Below are 20,896 nucleotides of genomic sequence, written 5' to 3' on the forward strand. Positions count from 1 at the left end.
ACAAATCCGCGCGATACATCGCGCCGTGACGAATCACAGAAATTTTTAATTAATCATTCAGCAGTTTCAGCGCGGTGTCTTCATCCGTCACCAGCCCGGAGATCCAGCCGCCGTGCAGCGCGGCGTGAATCGCTGCGTATTTGCGCGCGCTGCCGGCAAAGCCGATGATATTGCGCTGCGTCTGGCTCTCCAGCAGCACGCTGGTCAGCAGCTCATCGGTTTCGCCGTACACCCGCTCTCCCTGCTGATTGAAAAAATGCCCCAGCATTTCACCCACCACGCCGCGTGCGTTGAGCGCTTCTACCTGCGCATCGGTGATAAAGCCTTCGGCATTGAGCGGGCAGCCCGGCATCACTTCGCCAATGCCGACAAACGCCACGTTTGCCTGTAGCGCACGCTGGGTGACGCGCTGATAGACCTGATGCTGCACCCACATCGTCTTATCCTGCGGCGTGTCAGCATACAGCGGCGCCGGAATGAAGAAATATTTGCCCTGCATCTTCTCCGCCATTTTCAGCGGTACGTCGTAGCGGGTACCGGAATCGTCACGCGCAATCGCGCCGATCATTGACACACACTGATGCTGTGGCCGTTCAACCCACGGCAGCGCATCAATCATTGAGCGCAGCGTTTTGCCGGAACCGATGCCAAATACCTGCGGCGTCTCTTCGTTGATAAACTGCGCCATCACCGCCGCGCCTTCCACCGCCAGCATTTGCTGAATCGCCTCATCATCCAGCCCGGCTGACGGCACCACGCGGCACAGCGTCAGACCAAACTTTTGTTCGATCTCGCGCGCCAGATGCAGGCAGTGCGTGACCGGATGGTCGATCTTCACGCTGACCATGCCCATCTCACGTGCGCTGGAGACCAGCCGCTGCGCCACCTGCCGCGATAAGCCCAGCGCGCGCGCAATCTCCTGCTGCGTGACGCCTGCCACGTAATACATCCACGCTGCCCGCGCCGCCAGCTCCTGCTTCTTCTCTTCTCTGCTCATCGCCTTGTTCCGTCAAACTCCGATGCGCCAGTTTATCGCGTCTTGCTCCTGAAGCGTTAACTGAGCAAAAGCCCTAAAAAAGAGCAAAAGTATTAAATGTGATGAATCTCGCAGAACGATCGCCCCGGCGGCGACTATGCTACGCCTCATCGGGCAAATGCCCTCCTTTGTGGCAAATGTTTATTTCGAGGCGACTATGACGACGAAATCAGTGTGGATGCATATCGGCGCAGGCTCTTTTCACCGCGCGCATCAGGCGTGGTATCTGCACCAGCTGCGCCAGCAGGGCGATGACAGCTGGAGCATCGCGCTCGGCAACATCCGCGGCGATGCGGTAGCGCTGCTCAACCAGCTGCAGGCGCAAAACGGCGAGTACGTGCTGGAAACCGTGACGCCGGAGGGCGAGCGCGCGTATGAAACCATCACTTCGCTGCGCACCATCCTGCCGTGGGACGCGGAGATCAGTGCGCTGGTGGCACAGGGCGCCAGCGCTGAGACAAAAGTGATCGGTTTTACCGTGACCGAAGCGGGTTACTACCTGACGCCGGCGCATGAACTCGATCTCAGCCAGGCGGATATCCAGGCCGATCTCCGTGGTGAGGCGCGCACTATTTACGGCGCGCTGACCCGCATTCTGCGCCAGCGCGTGGCCCGCGGCGGTGCGCCGGTCACGCTGCTCAACTGCGATAACCTGCGTCACAACGGCGAACGTTTCCGTCACGGCATGCTGGCGTTTCTCGCCGCGCAGGGCGACCACGCGCTGGCCAGCTGGGTGCGCGATAACACCACTTCGCCAAACACCATGGTGGATCGCATTACGCCGCGCCCCACGCCGGATGTTGCCGCACGCGTCAAAGCGGCCACCGGCAAAGACGATGGCGCGGCGGTGATGGCGGAATCGTTTATCCAGTGGGTGATTGAGGATGATTTTATCGCCGGACGCCCGGCGCTGGAAAAGGTGGGCGTGGAGCTGGTGGCGTCGGTGCTGCCGTGGGAAGAGGCGAAAATCCGCATTCTCAACGCCACGCACGCGGCGATTGCCTGGGCCGGCACGCTCACCGGCCATGACTACATTGATGACAGCACGCGTCAGCCCGCGATCTATCAGCTGGCGTACGACTACATCACGCAGGACGCGATCCCGTCACTGTCGCCCAGCCCGCTGGATCTGGCGGATTACCGTGACGTGGTGCTGGCGCGCTTTAGCAATCCCTACATCAAAGACACCAACCAGCGCGTTGGTGCTGACGGGCTATCGAAAATCCCCGGCATGGTGACGCCAACGCTGCGCGAATGCTATCAGCGCGGCGCAGAACCGACCGCTACCGCCGTGCTGCCGGCGCTGTTCTACCTGTTCCTGCAACGCTGGGCCAGTAACCAGCTGCCGTATGCGTATCAGGATGGCGTGCTCAATGCTGACGCGCTGCGCCAGCAGCTGAGCGGCGAGAATGCGCTACAAACCTTCCTCAGCGACCGCGCGCTGTTTGCCGAACTGGCCGATGACCGTGCTTTTCATGCGCTGGTGACGCGCAGCGTAGACGCCATAGAGCAGCAGCTGCTGCAGCCGGCGACGGTGTAAGGAGCGCACAGCATGTATCTCGGCATTGATATTGGCACCTCTGAACTCAAAGCGCTGATCGTTAACCCGCAGGGCGAGATTGTGGCGTCGAATCACGCCACGCTCAGCGTGCAGCGCCCGCATCCGCACTGGGCGGAGCAGGACCCCGAGCGCTGGTGGCAGGCGTGTGGTCAGGCGATCGCCGGGCTGCGCCAGCAGACACCGGACGCGTGGGCCGCGATCCGCGCCATCGGTCTCTCCGGTCAGATGCACGGCGCCGTGCTGCTGGATGCCGCCGGAGAGGTGCTGCGGCCGTGCATATTGTGGAACGACACGCGCAGCGCGGCGCAGTGTGATGCGCTGCGCCAGCAGCATCCGCAGATGATGGAAATCGCCGCCAACCTGATTATGCCCGGCTTTACCGCGCCGAAACTGCACTGGGTGGCGGAACATGAGCCCGAAATCTTCCGCCGCATCGACAAGGTGTTGCTGCCGAAGGACTACCTGCGCTGGCGTCTGACCGGGCGCTTTGTCAGCGAGCCGTCGGACGCCGCCGGTACGCTGTGGCTCGACGTGGCCCAGCGCGACTGGTCTGACGCACTGCTGGCAATTAGCGGGCTGACGCGCGCACAGATGCCCGAACTGGTTGAGGGCAGCGCGGTCAGCGCCACGCTGCGCGCCGATCTGGCCAGCGAATGGGGCTTAGCCGCCACGGTGAGCGTGGCCGGCGGCGGCGGTGATAATGCCGCGTCGGCGGTGGGCGTCGGTGCGGTTAATGCGGGCGATGCCTTTATCTCGCTCGGCACATCGGGCGTGATCTTCGTGGTTAACGATCGGCTGCGCGCCGATCCGCAATCCGGCGTGCACGCTTTCTGCCATGCGCTGCCGGGACGCTGGCACCAGATGAGCGTGATGCTCAGCGCCGCCAGCTGTCTGCGCTGGCTGTGCAATCTGCTGTCGGTCACCGAAAGCCAGCTGATGGACGAGATGGCACAGCTCAGCGCGGAACAGCTGCGTCAGGCACCGCTGTTTCTGCCGTATCTCTCTGGTGAACGCACGCCGCACAATGATCCGCAGGCGACCGGGGCATTTTTCCATCTGCGCCACGAAACGCCGCGCGCGCTGCTCGGCTATGCGGTGATTGAGGGCGTAGCGTTTGGCCTGGCGGATGGCCTGGCAGTGCTGGGCGATACGCAGCAGCAGATTCAGCAGTGCAGCCTGACCGGCGGCGGTGCGCGCAGCACGCTGTGGGCGCAGCTGATTGCCGACGTGCTGCAGCTGCCGATAGTTACCCATCCGGCCAGCGCCTCCGGCGCGCTGGGTGCGGCGCGACTGGCGTGGCTGGCCGACGGCGGCAGCGAAGCCGACGTGTGCCTGAAGCCGCCAGTGCAGGCGCGCTATCAGCCCGATGCGGCGCGCGGGGCCGTGCTGCAGCAGCGGCTGCGCCTGTTCCGTGAACTCTATGTACAACAACAGCAGGCGCGCGCGTTGCTGCCTGCCTGATCGGATTAGCGAACGGAAGGAAGATTGTCATGCAATCGAACGCATACTGGTTTGGCTTACCGAAAAAGATGTTCTGGGGCTTTCTGGCCATCGCCATTTTCATGGCCGGCGACGGCTTCGAAATGGCGTTTCTCTCGCGCCACATCACTGACATGGGCTTTTCGCCGGCCCAGTCGGCGGTGGTGTTTACGTTTTACGGTCTGGCCGCCGCGCTGGCGGCGTGGGCCTCCGGCGTGGTGGCGGAACTGATTACGCCGCAGCGCGCCATGATGATTGGCTTTGTGCTGTGGATCGTCATGCATGCGCTGTTTATGTCGCTGGGGCTTGGGCTGCGTAACTATCCGCTGATGGTGCTGTTCTACGGCATTCGCGGCCTGGCCTATCCGCTGTTTATCTACTCGTTCATGATGATGCTGGTGCAGGTGCTGCCGCGTGACAAGCTGGCCGCCGCCACCGGCTGGTTCTGGGCGATGTACTCCGTGGGGATTGGCGTGGTGGGCAGCTACCTGCCGAGCCTGACCATCCCGATGCTGGGCGAAACCGGCACCTTATGGCTGGCGATTGTCTGGGTGGCGTGCGGCGGCGTGCTGGCCTACTTCAGCCTGCGCAACGTGCCGGTGGACCGTTCCCGCGTTAATCTGCCGCTGCGCGATAAGATGACGGAGATGTCGCGTGCCGTAACCATTCTGTTCACCAACCAGCATGTGTTTTATGCCTGCCTGATCCGCATCATCAATACGCTGTCGCTGTTCGGTTTTGCCATCATCATGCCGCTGCTGTTTGTCGATCGGCTCGGCTTTACCATCTCCGAATGGCTGCAGATTTGGGCGGTGTTTTTCTTCGTCACCATCTTTACCAATATTTTCTGGGGCATTACCGGTGAGAAGCTGGGCTGGATCCGTCAGGTGCGCTGGTTCGGCTGTCTCGGTATGGCGATCTCCAGCCTGGCGTTTTACTACCTGCCGCTGTATGCCGGGCATAACTTCTGGGTGGCGCTGATTCCGGCGATTATGCTGGGGATCTTTGTCGCTGCCTTTGTGCCGATGACCGCGGTGTTCCCGACGCTGGAACCGCATCATAAGGGCGCAGCGGTATCGATTTACAATCTGTCGGCCGGGCTGAGTAACTTTGTTGCCCCGGCGATTGCCTCGCTGCTGCTGCCGTTCTTCGATATCGTCGGGGTGGTGTGGGCCTATACCGCGCTCTACCTGTTCGCCGGCGTGCTGACCTTTATCATCCGCGTGCCGCAGCCGGGACACACACGGGAAGCGTCAGCGGTGAAGTCGTCGGTGGTGCAGCAGCGTAGCTAAAGCTGAGTGTCAACCTGTCGCACCGGCAGCAAGGACTGCCGGTGCTGACATGGCGCTATTCCAGCTTCTGTTTCACTTTCTTCACGTCGTCAGCGCTGACCGGTGCGGCGGCATTTCCCCAGCTGTTGCGGATGTAGCTCACCACTGCGGCGATCTCCTCATCACCCAGCGTGCCGGCAAAGGCCGGCATTGCCGGTGCCGTGGGGCGGGCATCGGTATCGACACCGCGACTGCCGGCGGCGACCACCCGAATCAGCGAGGTGGCATCCTCCTGATTGAGCAACGGATTGTCCGCCAGCTGCGGGAAGATATTCTTCTCACCGCGGCCGCCCGGGCTGTGGCAGGCTGAACACTTCGCCGCATAGATTTGCGCGCCCAGCTTCATGCGATCGTCCGTCGCGGCAAGTGCAGCGGGCACTTGCTCATCACGTGATTCACCGCTTTTCAGGTACACCGCCACCGCCTGCAGATCTTCATCGCGCCAGTGCTGCGTGGAGTGACGCACCGCGTCGGCCATTGGACCGGAAGCGATATCGAAACGGTTCACGCCGGTACGCAGGTAGCTGACGATATCCTGCTGGCTCCATTTGCCCAGTCCGCTGTGCGGGTTCGCGCTGATGTCCGGCGCCATCCAGCCTTCGACCACTTCACCGCGCAGGAACGCGCCATTTTTATCGCCGCCGAGCAGGTTTTTCGGCGTGTGGCAGGTGCCGCAGTGGCCCGCGCCCTGCACCAGATACGCACCGCGATTCCACTGGGCGGATTGACGGGCGTCCGGCTGGAACGCGCCCTGGTCAAAGTTGATCCAGTTCCACACCATCAGGCTGGTGCGGATGTTGAAAGGGAAGGGCAGCTGATTGGTCTCGACCGGGTTGTGTATCGGCTGCAGCGTCTGCATCCATGCCCACAAATCCTGCAGATCCTTATCCGACATTTTGGTGTACGCGGTGAACGGCATCGCGCCGTACAGCCGCTTGCCGCCGTGGCCGATACCCTCGGTCATGGCGCGGCGGAAATCTTCATAGCGCCAGTTGCCGATGCCGGTTTCGCGGTCCGGCGTGATGTTAGCGCCGACCAGTGTACCAAACGGCGTCTGCAACCTGACGCCCCCGGCAAACGGCTGCTGCGGATCGGCGGTGTGGCAGGCGGTGCAGTCCGCCAGCGTGGCGATATAGCTGCCGCGCGCGTACTGATCGTATTCCGGCTGGGCGTGAGATACAAAGCTGGTGAGCAGCAGCGCGGCAGCGCACAGAGAGAGGCGTGTTTTCATGCGGTAATCATCTCCCCGGGACGTTGCAGATAGTAGTGACGAATCGCATGCGCCGCTTTGAATGCCAGCGCGCCGACGGTGCCGGTCGGGTTATAGCCCGGGTTTTGTGGAAAGGCTGACGCGCCCACCACGAACAGGTTCGGTACATCCCACACCTGCAGATGTTTATTGACCGAGCTGGTTGAGGGATCGCTGCCCATGATAAAGCCGCCAACCACGTGCGACGACTGATACGGCACGCTGCTCCAGTGGCCGGTCATCGGTTTGACAATCATCTCGCGCGGGTTCATCGATTTAGCGATTTCCGCCACTTTACCCGTGCAGTACTGCGCCATTTTCAGATCGTTCGCTGCAAAGTCGAAAGTGATGCGCAGCAGCGGTCGGCCATGCGGATCTTTGTAGTTGGGATCGAGCGACAGATAGTTGGTGCGCGTGGTGTAGCTGCTGGCCTCGCAGCCAATCGACATGGTGCTGAGGTAGTTGTCTTTCAGCGCGCGTTTCCACTTCGAGCCCCACTTGGGCGTGTTGGGCGGCAGCGGCCGGTAGCCAATCGGTGCCGAGCCGATGGGCGTCACGCGGATGCTGCCGCCGCCAAAGAAGCCCAGACCGCTGTGGTCAAAATTATCGTTATTGAATTCATCAATGCCCATGCCCACCGCGCCGGCACCGATAAACGGGTTAAAGTTTTTGTTGTCAAAAAACAGCGTGACGCCGTTGGCGGTCTGGTAGGCGTAATTGCGGCCGGTGGTGCCTTTGTTGGTGACCGGATCATAAGCCTGGCCAATGCCGGAGAGCAGCATCAGGCGCACGTTTTCAAAGGTAAAGGCGGCGACGATCACCAGATCGGCTGGCTGTTCCCACTTATCGCCGGAGGAATCAATGTAGGTGACGCCGGTGGCCTGTTTGCCGCTGGCATCGGTCAGCACTTCCAGCACTTCGCAGTTGGTGTACGCGGTAAAGTTCTCTTTGCGCATCAGCGCCGGCAGCACGGTGGTGATGGCGCTGGCTTTCGAGTAGTTGGCACAGCCGTAGTTGGTGCAGAAGCCGCAGAAGGTGCAGGGACCCATGGTGACGCCATAGGGATTGGTGTACGCCTCGGAGACCAGCGAGGAGGGCACCGGAAAGGGCTGGTAGCCGAGATTTTTTGCTGCTTCGGCAAACAGCGTCGGACCATAGGGCTGGCGCAGCGGCGGCGTCGGATAGTCGGCCGACCGCGCACCTTCGAACGGATTGCCGCCCGCCCGTTTCTCTCCCTGAATATTGCCGGCGTAACCCGAGGTGCCGGCCACGCGCTCAAACTGCATGTAGTGCGGCTCCATCTCTTCCCAGCTGGTGCCCCAGTCCTGCAGCACCAGCTCATCCGGAATGGCACTGGCGCCGTAGCGTTCGGTCAGGTGGCTTTTCAGGCGAAACTCTTCCGGCTGAAAGCGAAAGGTAATGCCGGCCCAGTGATTGCCCGCGCCGCCGGTGCCGTTGCCCGGATGGAACGAGCCCCAGGTGCGCATCGGCAGGGCGGTTTGCGACGGATTGTTGCGCATGGTGCAGGTGTTCTGCCGCGTGCGTAGCATCAGCTCTTCGCGCATCACGTAGCGCAGCTCGTCGGTGACGGTGCCAATATTGAAGTCGCGCGCGGTGTCGCGCCACGGGCCGCGCTCAATGCCGATCACTTCCAGACCTTCGTCGGCCAGTTCATTGGCGATAATCGATCCGGCCCAGCCGAGACCAATCACCACCACATCGGTTTTCGGTAATTTTTTCATCGCTTATCCCCGTGCTTTCCATTGCGCAATGCTGATCGGCTCTAAGCCTAGATTTTCGTTATGGCGCTCAATGTATTCGCGATAGTCGTAGCGCGCGCCGGGAAAGCCCAGCATCTTCCACGACACCATGTCTTTGTTGCCGCCGTAGATCGGATCGGCAAAGAAACCTTCCATGGTGTTGTTCAGCACCTCGAGAAACAGCGACTGCGCATCAAAGCCGCTGAAATGCACCTTTCCGGCCTCCATGTCTGCCAGCAGCGCGTCCTGCTGCGCTGGCGTCAGATCGACAAAGTTCTTTTGCGAAGTTTGCTGCACGTAGCGGTTGAGCGCCGCCAGCCCCTGGCGATAGCGCTGTTGCGGCACCAGCGGCGACTGGTCGCCCTGCTCGGTGGTGCCCTGCTGAAACGGGCCCTGCATGTAGAGGCGTTCGAAGGTGCCATAAAAGCCGTGCAGCTGGCGGTCGATAAAGACAGCGCAGCCGGCTTCTTTGCCGCCCACGCTCAGCTCGTCCGCCGGAATAATGCGGTCAACCATGGCTTCTACGGTGCGCGCTTCTTCATCGGTGAAGAACAGCCAGCCCTGAGCCTGGAACTGTTCTGGTGGGTTATCGGCGAAGGGTGTCCAGCCGGGAGCGCCCTTGAGGGAGACGGCATCGGCGGCGCGGGTGACGCCAGCGGCAACGCCCAGCGTCGACCAGGTCAGGACCTGGCGTCGTGTGACACCGGGCAGGGTTTTGGCTCGTTTTTTCATTATCGCTTCCAGACAGAGTAACAAGATAAGGCGTAACCGGCCGGCGTGCGCGGCGGCACAGCGGTCCGGAATCTTCAGTTTTTGTAAATTTTTATGGCGAATGTTAACTGTAGACGGGCTGGGTGGTGGCGACCAATAACCGCACAAAAAAGTGCACTATTTGATAATCCGCCGGTTATTTCCTGAACTAAGCGCTACGTTAAATCTGCAGGCTTCGCTTGAACTCAGCGCGCTGGCTGCCAGGCTTAACCGTTTCAACCACGAAATAACCAGGAGGAAATATGTCGCGCTTTGCAGATAAAGTGGTGGTGATTACCGGAGCCGGATCCGGCATTGGTGCCGCAGCGGCGCAGCGTTTCGCCAGTGAAGGCGCACAGGTGGTGCTGGTGGGCAGAACCCGCGACAAGCTGGAACAGGTGCTGAGCACGCTGAGCGGCGAGAATCATCTGGTGGCACCCTGCGACGTCGGCGATGCGGATCAGGTTAAACAGCTGGCAGAGCAGGTGCAGCAGCAGTATGGACGCGTGGATGTGCTGGTGAATAACGCCGGCAGCATCGTGCAGGGCAAAATTCACGAAGTGTCGATAGCGGACTGGAAATCGCTGATGAGCACTGACCTCGACGGTGTATTTTACTGCACCCACTTCTTTATGCCCGCGCTGCTCAACAGTAAAGGCAACGTGGTGAATACCTCGTCGGTATCCGGACTGGGCGGCGACTGGGGCATGAGTGTCTACAACGCCGCCAAGGGCGCGGTGACCAATTTTACCCGCGCGCTGGCGATGGATTATGGCACCGACGGCGTGCGCGTTAACGCCGTTTGCCCTGGCTTTACCTTCACCGATCTCACCGAAGAGATGAAAAACGATGAGGCGCTGCTCGCACGCTTCTATGACCGTATTCCGCTGGGCCGCGCCGGTGAACCGGAAGATATCGCCAGCGCGATTGCTTTCATCGCCAGCGACGACGCGCGTTATATCACCGGTGTTAACCTGCCGGTCGATGGCGGCCTGACGGCGTCGAACGGCCAGCCGAAACAGGCGTGAGTGATAACAGGCGGAGAGTCAGGTGTACTGTCACCGTCAATCCGCCTGTTAGTCGGTCATGGCTCACTCGCTTCGCCATCGTCACTTGCTGACACATAGCTGGCCGTATAACCGCCGTTCGCTAACGCCACGATTCTGGCAAAGCCAGACGCGCCAAAATGCATGCCGGCAATCACCGTATTTTCCGCTGCCACCTGCTGCAAAATACGCCGGCGCGTCTCTCTGGCCATGACGGGATCAATATCGAAGGCGATAGAAACCTGCGGACAGGCCAGCTGAACAGGCGGGTAATGCACAATATCACCCCAAATCAATAAACGCTCGCCGTCTGAATTAATGCGAAAACCGCAATGCCCCGGGGTATGGCCGGGTAACGCCAGCGCACGGATTCCCGGGCTGATCTCCTCATCCGCCATCAGCTGCAGCCGCGGGCCATAAGCCTGCAGGGTGCGCCGCACCAGCGCCGCGTTTAACTGCGCGCGTTCACTCAGCTGGCTGATCGCCGCATCATCCTGCCAGAAGGCGGCTTCGCTGTGGCTAAGGCAGAGCCGGGCATGGCGAAAGACCGGCTGACCCGCGCTGTCCAGCAAGCCGCCAATATGATCGGGGTGCGCATGGGTTAATAACAGGGTATCGATGTCGTCCGGCGTCACCCCGGCCAGCTGCAGATGAGGCAGTAATTTGCCGCTCTGCGCATCGCGTTTTCCCATCCCGGTATCCACCAGAATCACGCGTCCCTGACCGCGGATCAGATAACAAAACACATGGATGTCGCCCGGCTGTGCTATGCCTGCCTGGCGTTGCAGATCGACCGCATCGTCGTGGTGAATATCCGTTAATAAACTCAGACTGGCTTGCATAGTGCCGTCGCTGATGGCGCTGACCTGATATTTCCCTGTGGTGTATGAAAATATTGCCTGGCTCATAATGATCTCTGTGCGCTAATTTATTCGTTCACGTTAAACAAAATAACGCGGCAATTTTCGCGGCGGATTAGCGCGATGATAATGCTGCGTCAGTGGCTGTTAGCGCGATAATGACGCTAACACCGTTAAGGTGACCAGTGTCATTTTTGACAGAGTTGAGACCCGGATTGTCATGGACATAAAAATTTTGCGCGCTTTTGCCACTGTCGCGGCGCTGGAGCATATTGGTCAGGCTGCGGAACGGTTACATATTTCGCCGTCACCGCTTAGCCGGCAAATTCAGCAGCTGGAAAGCGAACTGGGCATGGTGCTGTTTCACCGTGAAAAGAAACGTCTGCGCCTGACGGACGAGGGTAAGCGCTTTCTCACCGAGGTGACGCCCTTTTTGCAGCATCACGAACGGTTAAAAGAGTATGCGCAGCATCTGCAGCAGGGTGACGTCGGCCGGCTGGATATAGGATATGTGGAGGCGGCTATTCACTCGCGCCTGCTGCCTGCGGCACTGGCGCGGCTGGCACCGGGGGCGGGCATTGATGTCCGGCTGCATGCGTTACGTTCCGCACAGCAAATTGCCCGGTTAGAGGCGGGGGCGATCGATATTGCCATTGTGCATACGCTGCCGCACGATGACGCGGATTTTGTGCATAAGAAGATCGCGACCGAACCGTTGCTGCTGGCGATGCCAGCATCCAGTGCGCTGACCGCACCCGTGGCGGCTGATTTGCACGGTCGGGCGTGGATTGCCGACCAGGAAAATCTCAACCCTGCCGCGCGGGCGCGATTGCTGGCAGCCTGCCAGCGCGCCGGCTTCCAGCCGGATATTCGTTTTGAAGTGAATGGTCCGCTGGCCGCGCTTGCCTGTGTCGAAGCCGGGCTGGGTTTCACCCTGATCCAGCACAGCCTGGCGCGCATCGTTCCGGATAACGTTGTGCTGATGCCGCTACCCGATCTGGCGCTGAAGATTGTGCTATATGCCGTCTGGCGCAGGCAGGATACCCGACCGTTAACGGCGCGTTTCCTTCAGCAGCTTTGCCTCACGCCCGCCGTGGCGCCGCGGTAAGCCTGAGCGGAGACGCATCAGCCGGCGACATCCTGCAGCGCTTCCTGCAAATCGTACCAGCGGAAACCAAAGCCGGACTCTTCCAGCCGCTTCGGCAGCACGTGCTGTCCGCCCAGCACCAGCACGGCGGATTCTCCCATCATCAGTTTAATGGCGCTGGCCGGAGTGCGCATAAAGGCCGGACGGTGCATCACCTGGCCCAGCGTGGCGGCGAACTGCTCGTTGCGCACCGCGTAAGGCGCCACCATGTTGAACGGGCCCTGCAACTGATCGTTATCGATCAACCACAGGATGGCGTTGACCAGATCGTCCACGTGGATCCACGGCAGGTACTGTTTGCCGCTGCCAATCGGTCCGCCGACGCCAAGTTTGAACGGCAGCTTCATTTTGCTCAGCGCGCCACCTTCGCGCGCCAGCACCACGCCGGTGCGCAGCAGGCACACGCGGGTGCGCTCGCTTTGCGCCTTCAGCGCCAGCTGCTCCCAGCGGGCGCAAAGGGTGTGGGTAAACTCCTCGTGGCCCGGATCGTCCTCGGTCACCACCACATCGCCGGTATCACCATAAAAGCCGGTGGCCGAGCCGGAAATCAACAGGCGCGGCGGATTACGGCTGGCGTGGATCAGCGAGACGATCTGTTCAGTGATTTGCCAGCGGCTTTCGCACAGGCGCTGCTTCTGCTGCTCGGTCCAGCGCTTGTCGGCAATCGGTTCTCCCGCCAGATTGATGACGCCGTCAATAGCATTGAGATCGGACTGCTGGTTAATGCCCGACCACAGCATCACGCGCGCATCGAGTTTTTCCCGCGCAGCCGCCACGTCACGCGTTACCACATTCACCTGATGGCCCAGCTGCAGCAGGCGCGGAATTAAATGGCGACCTATCAAGCCGGTACCACCGGTAATAAGCAGGTGCATGTTTAGTCTCCCTGTCATTAATTATCTGCTCTGAATTGAGCATAGAAGAGAAGTGCCGCTGCGGCGTGACAGCGCTTACGCTTATGATGAAAAACCGCCAGTTTGCCGTGGTCCTGCGGCAAAACATCGGACCAGCGCGCCATTGCCTTAGCCGGCAAAAATCGGTAAACATGATGCACACCTGACGCTTAGCCGAGGCAGCTGATGAACTATCCCGCCATTACCTTGTGGTCCGATTCCTGTTTTTTTAGCCCGTATGCCATGTCAGTTTATGTTGCGCTTACCGAGAAGGGCATTCCCTTTACGGTCAGGCGCGTTGACCTGTCGCGCAATGCACAGCTTGACGAGGAATACCGCGGCCTGTCGCTGACCTGCCGTGTGCCCACGCTGCAAATTGATGATGTCAGCCTGAATGAATCCTCGGCCATCGCCGAATACCTCGAAGAGCGTTTTCCGGCGCCGGAGTTTGAGCGCCTCTATCCGCGCGATCGCGAAAAACGTGCCCACGCGCGCGAAGTGCAGGCGTGGCTGCGCAGCGATTTACTGGCGCTGCGCACGGAGCGACCTACCGAAGTGCTGTTTGCTGCTGAACGCTTTGCTCCGCTCACGCCCGCTGGCGAACAGGCCGCCAGTAAATTGATTGCCGCGGTGCAGCGCCTGCTGCCGGACGGCCAACAGAACCTGTTTGGCGAGTGGTCGATTGCCGACACCGACCTGGCGGTGATGATTAACCGGCTGGCGCTGCACGGCGATCCGCTGCCGGTGAAGCTGCAGCACTATGCAGAATTCCAGTGGCAGCGCGCCTCAGTGCAGCTGTGGCTGGCCGAGTCGGGTAAAGCACGCTAAAACCTTGCGGCGGCGAAAAGAACGCTTTACCTTAGCGCTCATTCTAATAAAGCATCGCAAACAGGCGCGTGCTGGGCACGCCGAAAACAGAGAAAGGGTTACCGGATGGTGGATCAAACGGCAGGTGACGGTATCGAGTGGGTGGATATCGTTAGCGAAGAAAACGAAGTGATTGCGCAGGCCAGCCGTGCGCAGATGCGTGCGCAATGTCTGCGCCATCGCGCTACCTATATTGTGGTGCACGACGGCATGGGCAAGATTCTGGTGCAACGCCGTACCGAGAGCAAAGATTTCATGCCGGGTATGCTGGATGCCACTGCGGGCGGCGTGGTGCAAAGCGGTGAAGACCTGCTGGAATCCGCCCGTCGTGAAGCGGAAGAGGAGCTCGGCATCGCTGATGTCCCGTTCGCCGAGCACGGCAAATTCTACTTCGAAGATCAGCACTGCCGCGTATGGGGTGGGCTGTTCAGCTGCGTGTCGCACGGTCCGTTTGCCATGCAGGAAGAGGAAGTGGATGAAGTGTTCTGGATGACGCCGGAAGAGATCACCGCCCGCTGTGATGAATTCACCGATGATTCACTCAAAGCCCTGTCGCTGTGGCTGAGCCGCAACAGTGACGCGGTGCGCAGTAAGCAAAGCAGCGAAGCCTGATTCCTGCGCTTCCGCAGCAAGGCACCCTAAGGGTGCCTTTTGTGTTTAATGCTGGCTGAGAATGCGGGTGAGAATGTTCAGCGCCGTACTGAACTGGGCGTCCGGAATGGTTAGCGGATAAAGAAAGCGGATCACGTTGCTGTGCACGCCGCAGGTCAGCAGGATCAATCCTTCGGCCAGCGCCTGCTGCTGAATCGCTTTGGCGATCTCCGCTGAGGGTCGGCCGCTGGCGTCATGAAACTCCGCCGCCATCATCGAGCCATAGCCGCGTACCTCGGCCAGCGCACGGCAGCCGGCGCCGTTCAACGCTTCCGCCAGCTGCGTACCGAGCCATTGCGCACGCGCGCACAGGTTTTCCTCACTGATAATATCCAGCACCGCATGCGCGGCGGCAATTGCCGGCGGATGGCCAGCATAAGTGCCGCCCAGACCGCCCGGCTCCGGTGCATCCATCACCGCGGCCCGGCCGCTCACCGCCGACAGCGGAAACCCGCCTGCCAGACTTTTCGCCAGTGTGATCAGATCCGGCTGCACCTCATAATATTCGCTGGCAAACAGCCTGCCGGTGCGCGCAAAACCGCTCTGTACTTCATCGGCGATCAGCAGGATGCCGTGGCGATCGCACAGCTGGCGCAGCGCCGTCACAAACTCTGGCGGCGCGACATAGAATCCGCCTTCGCCCTGAACCGGTTCAAAGATGATGGCCGCCACCTGCTGTGGCGCAATATCGCTGCGGAAAATCATCTCCAGACTGTCGAGCGCATCGTGCACGCTGACGTTATGCAGCGCATTGGGGTAACGCGCATGAAATACCGGGCTGGCAAACGGGCCGAAGCCGGTTTTGTAAGGCAGTACTTTGCCGGTCAGCGCCATGGTCATATTGGTGCGACCGTGGAACGCGCCGCTGAAGGCGATAATCCCCGGGCGGCCGGTGGCTGCGCGCGCGATTTTCACCGCGTTCTCAACCGCCTCGGCGCCGGTAGAGAAGAAGGTGGTTTTCACGGCGCCTTCAATCGGCACCAGCGCATTCAGACGCTCCGCAAGGTGAATGTAGTTCTCATACGGCACGATTTGAAACGCGGTATGAGTGAAGCACGTCAGCTGCTGCTGTACCGCCGCCAGCACTTTGGGATGCCGGTGTCCGGTATTGAGCACCGCAATGCCAGCGGCGAAATCAATATATTCGCGCCCCTGTTGGTCCCACAGCGTGGCGTTTTCGGCTTTCGCCGCAAAGAAATCACACATCACGCCCACGCCACGCGGCGTGGCCTGTAACCGACGGCTGTGCACATCACTGTTGCTCATTGCTGACCTCGTAAGTCGCGGGAGAGTGTAATCAGTGTTAGCGCGCAGGCGGGATTTTGCCAGTACGTTTATACGGGCAGGGTTGTGGCGCAGGATAAAAAAAAGCACGCCCGGGCGGGCGTGCTGATGCGGAGCGGGGAAGGGGATTAGCCTTCAGCCTGCTGCGACTGAATCGCCGTCAGCGCAATGGTGTAGACAATATCATCGACCAGCGCACCGCGTGACAGGTCGTTAACCGGTTTGCGCATGCCCTGCAGCATCGGCCCGATGGAGATCAGGTCGGCAGAACGCTGCACCGCTTTGTAAGTGGTGTTACCGGTGTTGAGATCCGGGAAGATAAATACCGTCGCACGTCCGGCCACCGCTGAGTTCGGTGCTTTAGACTTGGCGACGTCTTCCATGATTGCGGCGTCGTACTGCAGCGGGCCATCAATCACCAGATCCGGGCGTTTTTCCTGCGCAATGCGCGTTGCTTCACGCACTTTCTCTACGTCACTACCGGCACCGGAGTTACCGGTAGAGTAGGAGATCATCGCTACGCGTGGATCGATGCCGAAGGCTTTAGCGGAGTCGGCGGACTGAATCGCGATCTCGGCCAGCTGCTCCGGATTAGGATCCGGGTTGATGGCGCAGTCGCCGTACACCAGCACCTGCTCTGGCAGCAGCATGAAGAATACCGAGGAGACCAGCGAGCTGTTCGGCGCGGTTTTGATCAGCTGCAACGGCGGACGAATGGTGTTGGCGGTGGTGTGAACCGCGCCCGAGACCAGACCGTCAACTTCGCCGCTTTCCAGCATCATGGTGCCCAGCACCACGTTATCTTCCAGCTGCTCCTGCGCGACCACTTCGGTCATGCCTTTGCTCTTTCGCAGCTCAACCAGGCGCGGCACGTAGTTGTCACGCACCACCTGCGGATCGACAATTTCAATGCCTTTGCCGAGCTCAACGCCCTGCGCTGCGGCCACGCGCTGAATCTCATCCGGATTGCCCAGCAGCACACAGGTGGCGATGCCGCGCTCGGCACAAATCGCCGCCGCTTTAACGGTACGCGGTTCGTCGCCTTCCGGCAGGACGATGCGCTTGCCGGCTTTACGCGCCAGTTCGGTGAGCTGATAACGGAATGCCGGCGGTGACAGACGACGGCTGCGTTCGGACGTCGCGGTCAGCGATTCAACCCAGTCAGCATTGATAAAGCCGGCCACGTACTCCTGCACTTTTTCGATACGCTGCGTGTCGTCAGCCGGCACTTCCAGATTGAAGCTCTGCAGGCTGAGCGAGGTTTGCCAGGTGTTGGTTTTTACCATGAACACCGGCAGGCCGGTCTGGAAGGCGCGTTCGCACAGACGGGCGATCGGCGCTTCAATCTGATAGCCACCGGTCAGCAGCACCGCACCAATTTCGATGCCGTTCATCGCCGCCAGACAGGCCGCCACCAGCACGTCAGGGCGGTCGGCTGAGGTCACCAGCAGCGAGCCCGGACGGAAGTGCTCCAGCATATGCGGGATGCTGCGCGCGCAGAAGGTGACGGATTTGACGCGACGCGTATGGATTTCACCTTCGTTGATGATCTCCGCGTTGAGATGGCGGCACATATCAATGGCGCGCGTCGCGATCAGATCAAAGCTCCACGGCACGCAGCCCAGCACCGGCAGCGGGCTGTTGGCGAACAGCTGCTTAGGATCGATGTTGGCGATGCTGGCTTTTGAGGAGTCGTCGAAAATTTCTGACAGATCCGGACGGGTGCGGCCCTGCTCATCCACCGGCGCGTTGAGTTTGTTGATGATGACGCCGGTGATGTTTTTGTTTTTGCTGCCGCCGAAGCTGCTCTGCGTCAGTTCGATGCGCTCTTTCAGCTGTGCCGGTGAGTCGTTACCCAGCGACATGACGAAGACGATCTCCGCGTTCAGCGTTTTGGCAATTTCATAGTTCAGCGCCGAGGCAAACTGATGTTTGCGCGTCGGAACCAGGCCTTCCACCAGCACCACTTCCGCATCTTTGGCGTTGGCGTGGTAGTTGGCGATGATCTCTTCCATCAGCACATCCTGCTGGTTAGAACCCAGCAGCGACTCAACGCGGGACATCGGCAGCGGAACCGCGGCCGGAATAGCGGAGTTTTTGCGAATGATGGTGGTGGTCTGGTCTGGCGCATCGCCGCCAGCGCGCGGCTGGGCGATCGGTTTGAACACGCTCAGGCGCACGCCTTTGCGCTCCATGGCACGAATCACGCCAAGGCTGACGCTGGTCAGGCCGACGCTGGTGCCGGTAGGAATAAGCATAATTGTACGTGACACTATAGAAACCTCGCGGTGTTACAGGGTGTCAAAAACAACACCGTCAGCCGAAGCTGACGGAGAGAAACATTACGCGGTGAGGCGCGCGGCATCCTGGGCGATGACCCACTCTTCATTGGTTGGAATCACCACCGCCGGGCGGGTCCCTTCTTTATTGATGAAGCCGGACTTGCCGAAGCGTGCAGCCAGGTTGCGCTCGTGGTCAACCTCGAAGCCAAGCAGACCCAGTTTGTCCAGCGCCAGCTCACGCACCATCGCCGCGTTTTCACCGATACCGCCGGTAAACACTACCGCATCCAGACGGCCTTCCATCAGCGCGGTGTAGCTGCCGATGTACTTCGCCAGGCGGTGACAGAACACATCCATCGCACGTTTGGCATCGTCTTTGGTGGCGTAGTTATCTTCCACGTAACGGCAGTCGCTGGTGACTTCGGTCAGGCCCAGCAGGCCGGACTCTTTGGTCAGCAGTTTGTTGATCGCATCCACGCTCATGCCCAGCGTATCGTGCAGGAAGAAGACGATAGCCGGATCGATGTCACCGCTGCGGGTGCCCATCACCAGACCTTCCAGCGGCGTCAGACCCATTGAGGTATCTACGCACTGGCCGTTACGGATGGCCGCCACAGAACCGCCGTTGCCGAGATGGCAGGTGATGATGTTCAGCTCGCTGACCGGCTTGTTCAGCATTTTGGCGGCTTCCTGCGTCACATAGTAGTGACTGGTGCCGTGCGCGCCGTAGCGGCGCACGCCGTGCTCTTTATACAGGTTGTACGGCAGGGCATAGAGATAGGACTCTTCCGGCATAGTCTGATGGAAGGCGGTGTCGAAAACGGCGACATTTTTATCCGACAGGTGCGGGAAGTTTTTCATGGCTTCGTCGATACCGATCAGGTGCGCCGGATTGTGCAGTGGCGCGAAGGACGACGCGTCTTTGATGCCCTGAATGACGGACTCGTCAATCACCACTGATTGCGTCAGCTGCTCGCCGCCGTGAACGATACGATGGCCGATTGCAGCGATTTGTGCCGAAAGCTCTGGTTTTTGTGCCAGAATAGTTTTAACGATGAAGTTCAGCGCTTCGCTGTGCGCTGCGCCCGCGCCGAGCGGGGCTTCCTGTTTGCTGCCGTCCAGTTTCCACTTGATGCGCGCTTCCGGCAGGTGGAAACACTCCGCCAGACCGGAAAGGTATTCGTCACCGCTGGCTGGATTGAGAATGGCAAACTTAAGAGAGGAGCTGCCGCAGTTGAGGACCAGTACTAACTTCGTCGACATGGAAGTACCTATTTTGTTAAATAGTGGCTAAAAATAACGCAATCAGACTAACAGCGTAGCCTATGAAAGCTGGTAGATTAATGATTAACATCATGCGCTAGTCAAAAAAGAAACGACACGCAAAAAATTTCGGTAATTTTACGCAGATTTTTGAAATCCACGAAGCGAAACATGGTTCCAGCGCGCTCTTTTATTGAGCTGCGGCTTCCGGTAATGTTGCAAAAACGGCGTCAGAATACCCACTGTGACCCGCAAAGACAAAATCTTTTGAAGGATGTCACGTAAAGTTGTGTAGTTGTAAATTTTTTTTAAATGTTGCAGTAATAGTTGAGGTCTACCATGGCGAATGACGCAGGCAATCCAGGCTGGTTCGGCTTATTTCAGCGCGGCCAGCACTACATGAAAACCTGGCCCGCCGACAAACGTCTGGCGCCGGTGTTTCCTGAGAACCGTGTGGTGACGGCAACCCGCTTTGCGATTCGCTTTATGCCACCGCTGGCCATTTTTACGCTGACGTGGCAAATCGCGCTCGGCGGGCAGCTCGGTCCGGCGATTGCCACCGCGCTGTTTGCCTGTAGCCTGCCGATGCAGGGATTATGGTGGCTGGGTAAACGTTCCGTCACGCCGCTGCCGCCAACGCTGCTGCACTGGTTCCACGAAGTGCGCGCCAAACTGGAAGAGGCCGGACAGGCCATTGCCCCCGTTGACGGCAAGCCGACTTACCAGGCGCTGGCGGATGTGCTCAAGCGTGCTTTTAAGCAGCTCGACCGTACTTTCCTCGACGATCTTTGATCGCATGGCGCTTTTCTCTGCCAGAGAATTTGCGCCCAATCCCGGTTCAAATCAAAGAATAGTGATGCGGATATACACGCATCGCTTTCGTTGTGTAATCATTTCTGCATTGTTTAAATCTTAAGCGGCCCTGCGGCCCGGGAGTAAACCATGGAAATGACCCATGCACAGCGACTGATTCTTTCTAATCAATACCAGATGATGGCGATGCTTGAGCCGGATAACGCCGAGCGCTATCGCCGCTATCAGACCATTATTGAACGCGGCTATGGACTGCAATTGCGCGAGCTGGACAAAGAGTTCGGCGAACTGAGCGAGGCGACCTGCCGTACGCTGATCGACATTATGGAAATGCATCATGCGCTGCATGTTTCCTGGTCCAATCACAAAGCGCCGTGCAACATTGAAGAGCGTCGCCTGGCGTTTCTCGGCTTCGACGCGGCCACCGAAGCGCGTTACCTCGGCTATGTGCGCTTTATGGTTAATGTGGAAGGGCGCTATACCCATTTCGATTCCGGCACCCACGGCTTCAATGCGCAAACCCCGATGTGGGAAAAATACCAACGCATGCTGGCGGTGTGGCACACTTGTCCGCGTCAGTATCACCTCAGCGAGAATGAAATCGCGCAAATCCTCAATGCCTGA

At 59.7% G+C, this 20,896-nt stretch carries 18 protein-coding genes; 9 read left to right on the forward strand and 9 right to left on the reverse strand.

The genetic code is table 11. The annotated features are described in order from the left end of the window. Nucleotides 1-49 precede the first annotated feature (49 nt). Nucleotides 50-997, reverse strand: a complete 948-nt coding sequence (locus tag C1N60_RS06745) for a sugar-binding transcriptional regulator (RefSeq protein ID WP_058785604.1) — start codon at nucleotides 995-997, stop codon at nucleotides 50-52. A 196-nt stretch (nucleotides 998-1,193) separates the two neighbouring features. Between C1N60_RS06745 and dalD the strand changes: the two genes are divergently transcribed. The 3 genes from dalD to C1N60_RS06760 are packed head-to-tail and all read left to right on the forward strand — an operon-like array spanning nucleotide 1,194 to nucleotide 5,368. After that, entirely contained in the window at nucleotides 1,194-2,576 is a 1,383-nt protein-coding gene (dalD, locus tag C1N60_RS06750) for a D-arabinitol 4-dehydrogenase (protein WP_394521566.1), read from the forward strand. Nucleotides 2,577-2,588: 12 nt separating this feature from the next. After that, nucleotides 2,589-4,058, forward strand: coding sequence for a xylulokinase (xylB, locus tag C1N60_RS06755; RefSeq protein WP_394521567.1), 1,470 nt, complete (start codon nucleotides 2,589-2,591; stop codon nucleotides 4,056-4,058). Nucleotides 4,059-4,087: 29 nt separating this feature from the next. Continuing rightward, nucleotides 4,088-5,368 (forward strand): MFS transporter, encoded by a 1,281-nt coding sequence (locus C1N60_RS06760; RefSeq protein WP_021509191.1) that lies wholly within the window; start codon nucleotides 4,088-4,090, stop codon nucleotides 5,366-5,368. Between the two features lie 55 nt (nucleotides 5,369-5,423). Here the strand turns inward: C1N60_RS06760 and C1N60_RS06765 are convergent, their stop codons facing one another. Genes C1N60_RS06765 through C1N60_RS06775 form a run of 3 tightly spaced genes read right to left on the reverse strand, consistent with a single transcriptional unit; the run spans nucleotide 5,424 to nucleotide 9,148 of the window. Then, nucleotides 5,424-6,638: a c-type cytochrome gene (locus tag C1N60_RS06765; protein ID WP_394521568.1), complete on the reverse strand. Its 1,215-nt coding sequence runs from the start codon at nucleotides 6,636-6,638 to the stop codon at nucleotides 5,424-5,426. Next, nucleotides 6,635-8,398, reverse strand: coding sequence for a GMC family oxidoreductase (locus C1N60_RS06770; RefSeq protein ID WP_394521569.1), 1,764 nt, complete (start codon nucleotides 8,396-8,398; stop codon nucleotides 6,635-6,637). The genes C1N60_RS06765 and C1N60_RS06770 overlap by 4 nt, the downstream gene beginning before the upstream one ends. A 3-nt stretch (nucleotides 8,399-8,401) precedes the next feature. Continuing rightward, on the reverse strand, nucleotides 8,402-9,148 hold the full coding sequence (locus C1N60_RS06775; RefSeq protein WP_215480520.1) for a gluconate 2-dehydrogenase subunit 3 family protein: 747 nt from the start codon (nucleotides 9,146-9,148) through the stop codon (nucleotides 8,402-8,404). A gap of 281 nt (nucleotides 9,149-9,429) precedes the next feature. Here C1N60_RS06775 and C1N60_RS06780 point away from each other — a divergent pair, with 281 nt between their 5' ends. After that, on the forward strand, nucleotides 9,430-10,194 hold the full coding sequence (locus C1N60_RS06780; protein ID WP_058780298.1) for a meso-2,3-butanediol dehydrogenase: 765 nt from the start codon (nucleotides 9,430-9,432) through the stop codon (nucleotides 10,192-10,194). A 56-nt stretch (nucleotides 10,195-10,250) separates the two neighbouring features. On the opposite strand, the gene C1N60_RS06785 is transcribed toward C1N60_RS06780, so the two are convergent. Continuing rightward, entirely contained in the window at nucleotides 10,251-11,120 is an 870-nt protein-coding gene (locus C1N60_RS06785) for an MBL fold metallo-hydrolase (RefSeq protein ID WP_394521570.1), read from the reverse strand. Between the two features lie 172 nt (nucleotides 11,121-11,292). Between C1N60_RS06785 and C1N60_RS06790 the strand changes: the two genes are divergently transcribed. Then, entirely contained in the window at nucleotides 11,293-12,180 is an 888-nt protein-coding gene (locus tag C1N60_RS06790) for a LysR family transcriptional regulator (protein ID WP_262257542.1), read from the forward strand. Between the two features lie 17 nt (nucleotides 12,181-12,197). On the opposite strand, the gene C1N60_RS06795 is transcribed toward C1N60_RS06790, so the two are convergent. Next, nucleotides 12,198-13,094 carry a TIGR01777 family oxidoreductase gene (locus tag C1N60_RS06795; RefSeq protein ID WP_315656696.1) on the reverse strand — a complete coding sequence of 299 codons (897 nt, stop codon included), beginning with the start codon at nucleotides 13,092-13,094 and terminating at the stop codon, nucleotides 12,198-12,200. A 204-nt stretch (nucleotides 13,095-13,298) separates the two neighbouring features. On the opposite strand from C1N60_RS06795, the gene yfcF reads away from it, so the two are divergent. Continuing rightward, nucleotides 13,299-13,940 carry a glutathione transferase gene (yfcF, locus tag C1N60_RS06800; protein WP_058758433.1) on the forward strand — a complete coding sequence of 214 codons (642 nt, stop codon included), beginning with the start codon at nucleotides 13,299-13,301 and terminating at the stop codon, nucleotides 13,938-13,940. Between the two features lie 105 nt (nucleotides 13,941-14,045). After that, nucleotides 14,046-14,591, forward strand: a complete 546-nt coding sequence (gene yfcD / locus C1N60_RS06805) for an NUDIX hydrolase YfcD (RefSeq protein ID WP_021509200.1) — start codon at nucleotides 14,046-14,048, stop codon at nucleotides 14,589-14,591. 45 nt (nucleotides 14,592-14,636) lie between these two features. On the opposite strand, the gene C1N60_RS06810 is transcribed toward yfcD, so the two are convergent. The 3 genes from C1N60_RS06810 to ackA form a co-directional block, all read right to left on the reverse strand. Beyond that, nucleotides 14,637-15,896: a 4-aminobutyrate--2-oxoglutarate transaminase gene (locus C1N60_RS06810; RefSeq protein ID WP_125309506.1), complete on the reverse strand. Its 1,260-nt coding sequence runs from the start codon at nucleotides 15,894-15,896 to the stop codon at nucleotides 14,637-14,639. A gap of 146 nt (nucleotides 15,897-16,042) precedes the next feature. After that, the gene (pta, locus tag C1N60_RS06815) at nucleotides 16,043-18,187 is read right to left on the reverse strand and encodes a phosphate acetyltransferase (RefSeq protein WP_176428128.1); all 2,145 of its coding nucleotides are present in this window, start codon (nucleotides 18,185-18,187) and stop codon (nucleotides 16,043-16,045) included. A 69-nt stretch (nucleotides 18,188-18,256) separates the two neighbouring features. Next, nucleotides 18,257-19,459 (reverse strand): acetate kinase, encoded by a 1,203-nt coding sequence (gene ackA / locus C1N60_RS06820; RefSeq protein WP_021509203.1) that lies wholly within the window; start codon nucleotides 19,457-19,459, stop codon nucleotides 18,257-18,259. 339 nt (nucleotides 19,460-19,798) lie between these two features. Here ackA and yfbV point away from each other — a divergent pair, with 339 nt between their 5' ends. Next, complete coding sequence (yfbV, locus tag C1N60_RS06825; protein ID WP_021509204.1) at nucleotides 19,799-20,251, forward strand: terminus macrodomain insulation protein YfbV; 453 nt, start codon at nucleotides 19,799-19,801, stop codon at nucleotides 20,249-20,251. A gap of 150 nt (nucleotides 20,252-20,401) precedes the next feature. Next, entirely contained in the window at nucleotides 20,402-20,896 is a 495-nt protein-coding gene (locus C1N60_RS06830; protein ID WP_021509205.1) for a YfbU family protein, read from the forward strand.

Source organism: Pantoea sp. SGAir0184 (assembly GCF_043544755.1).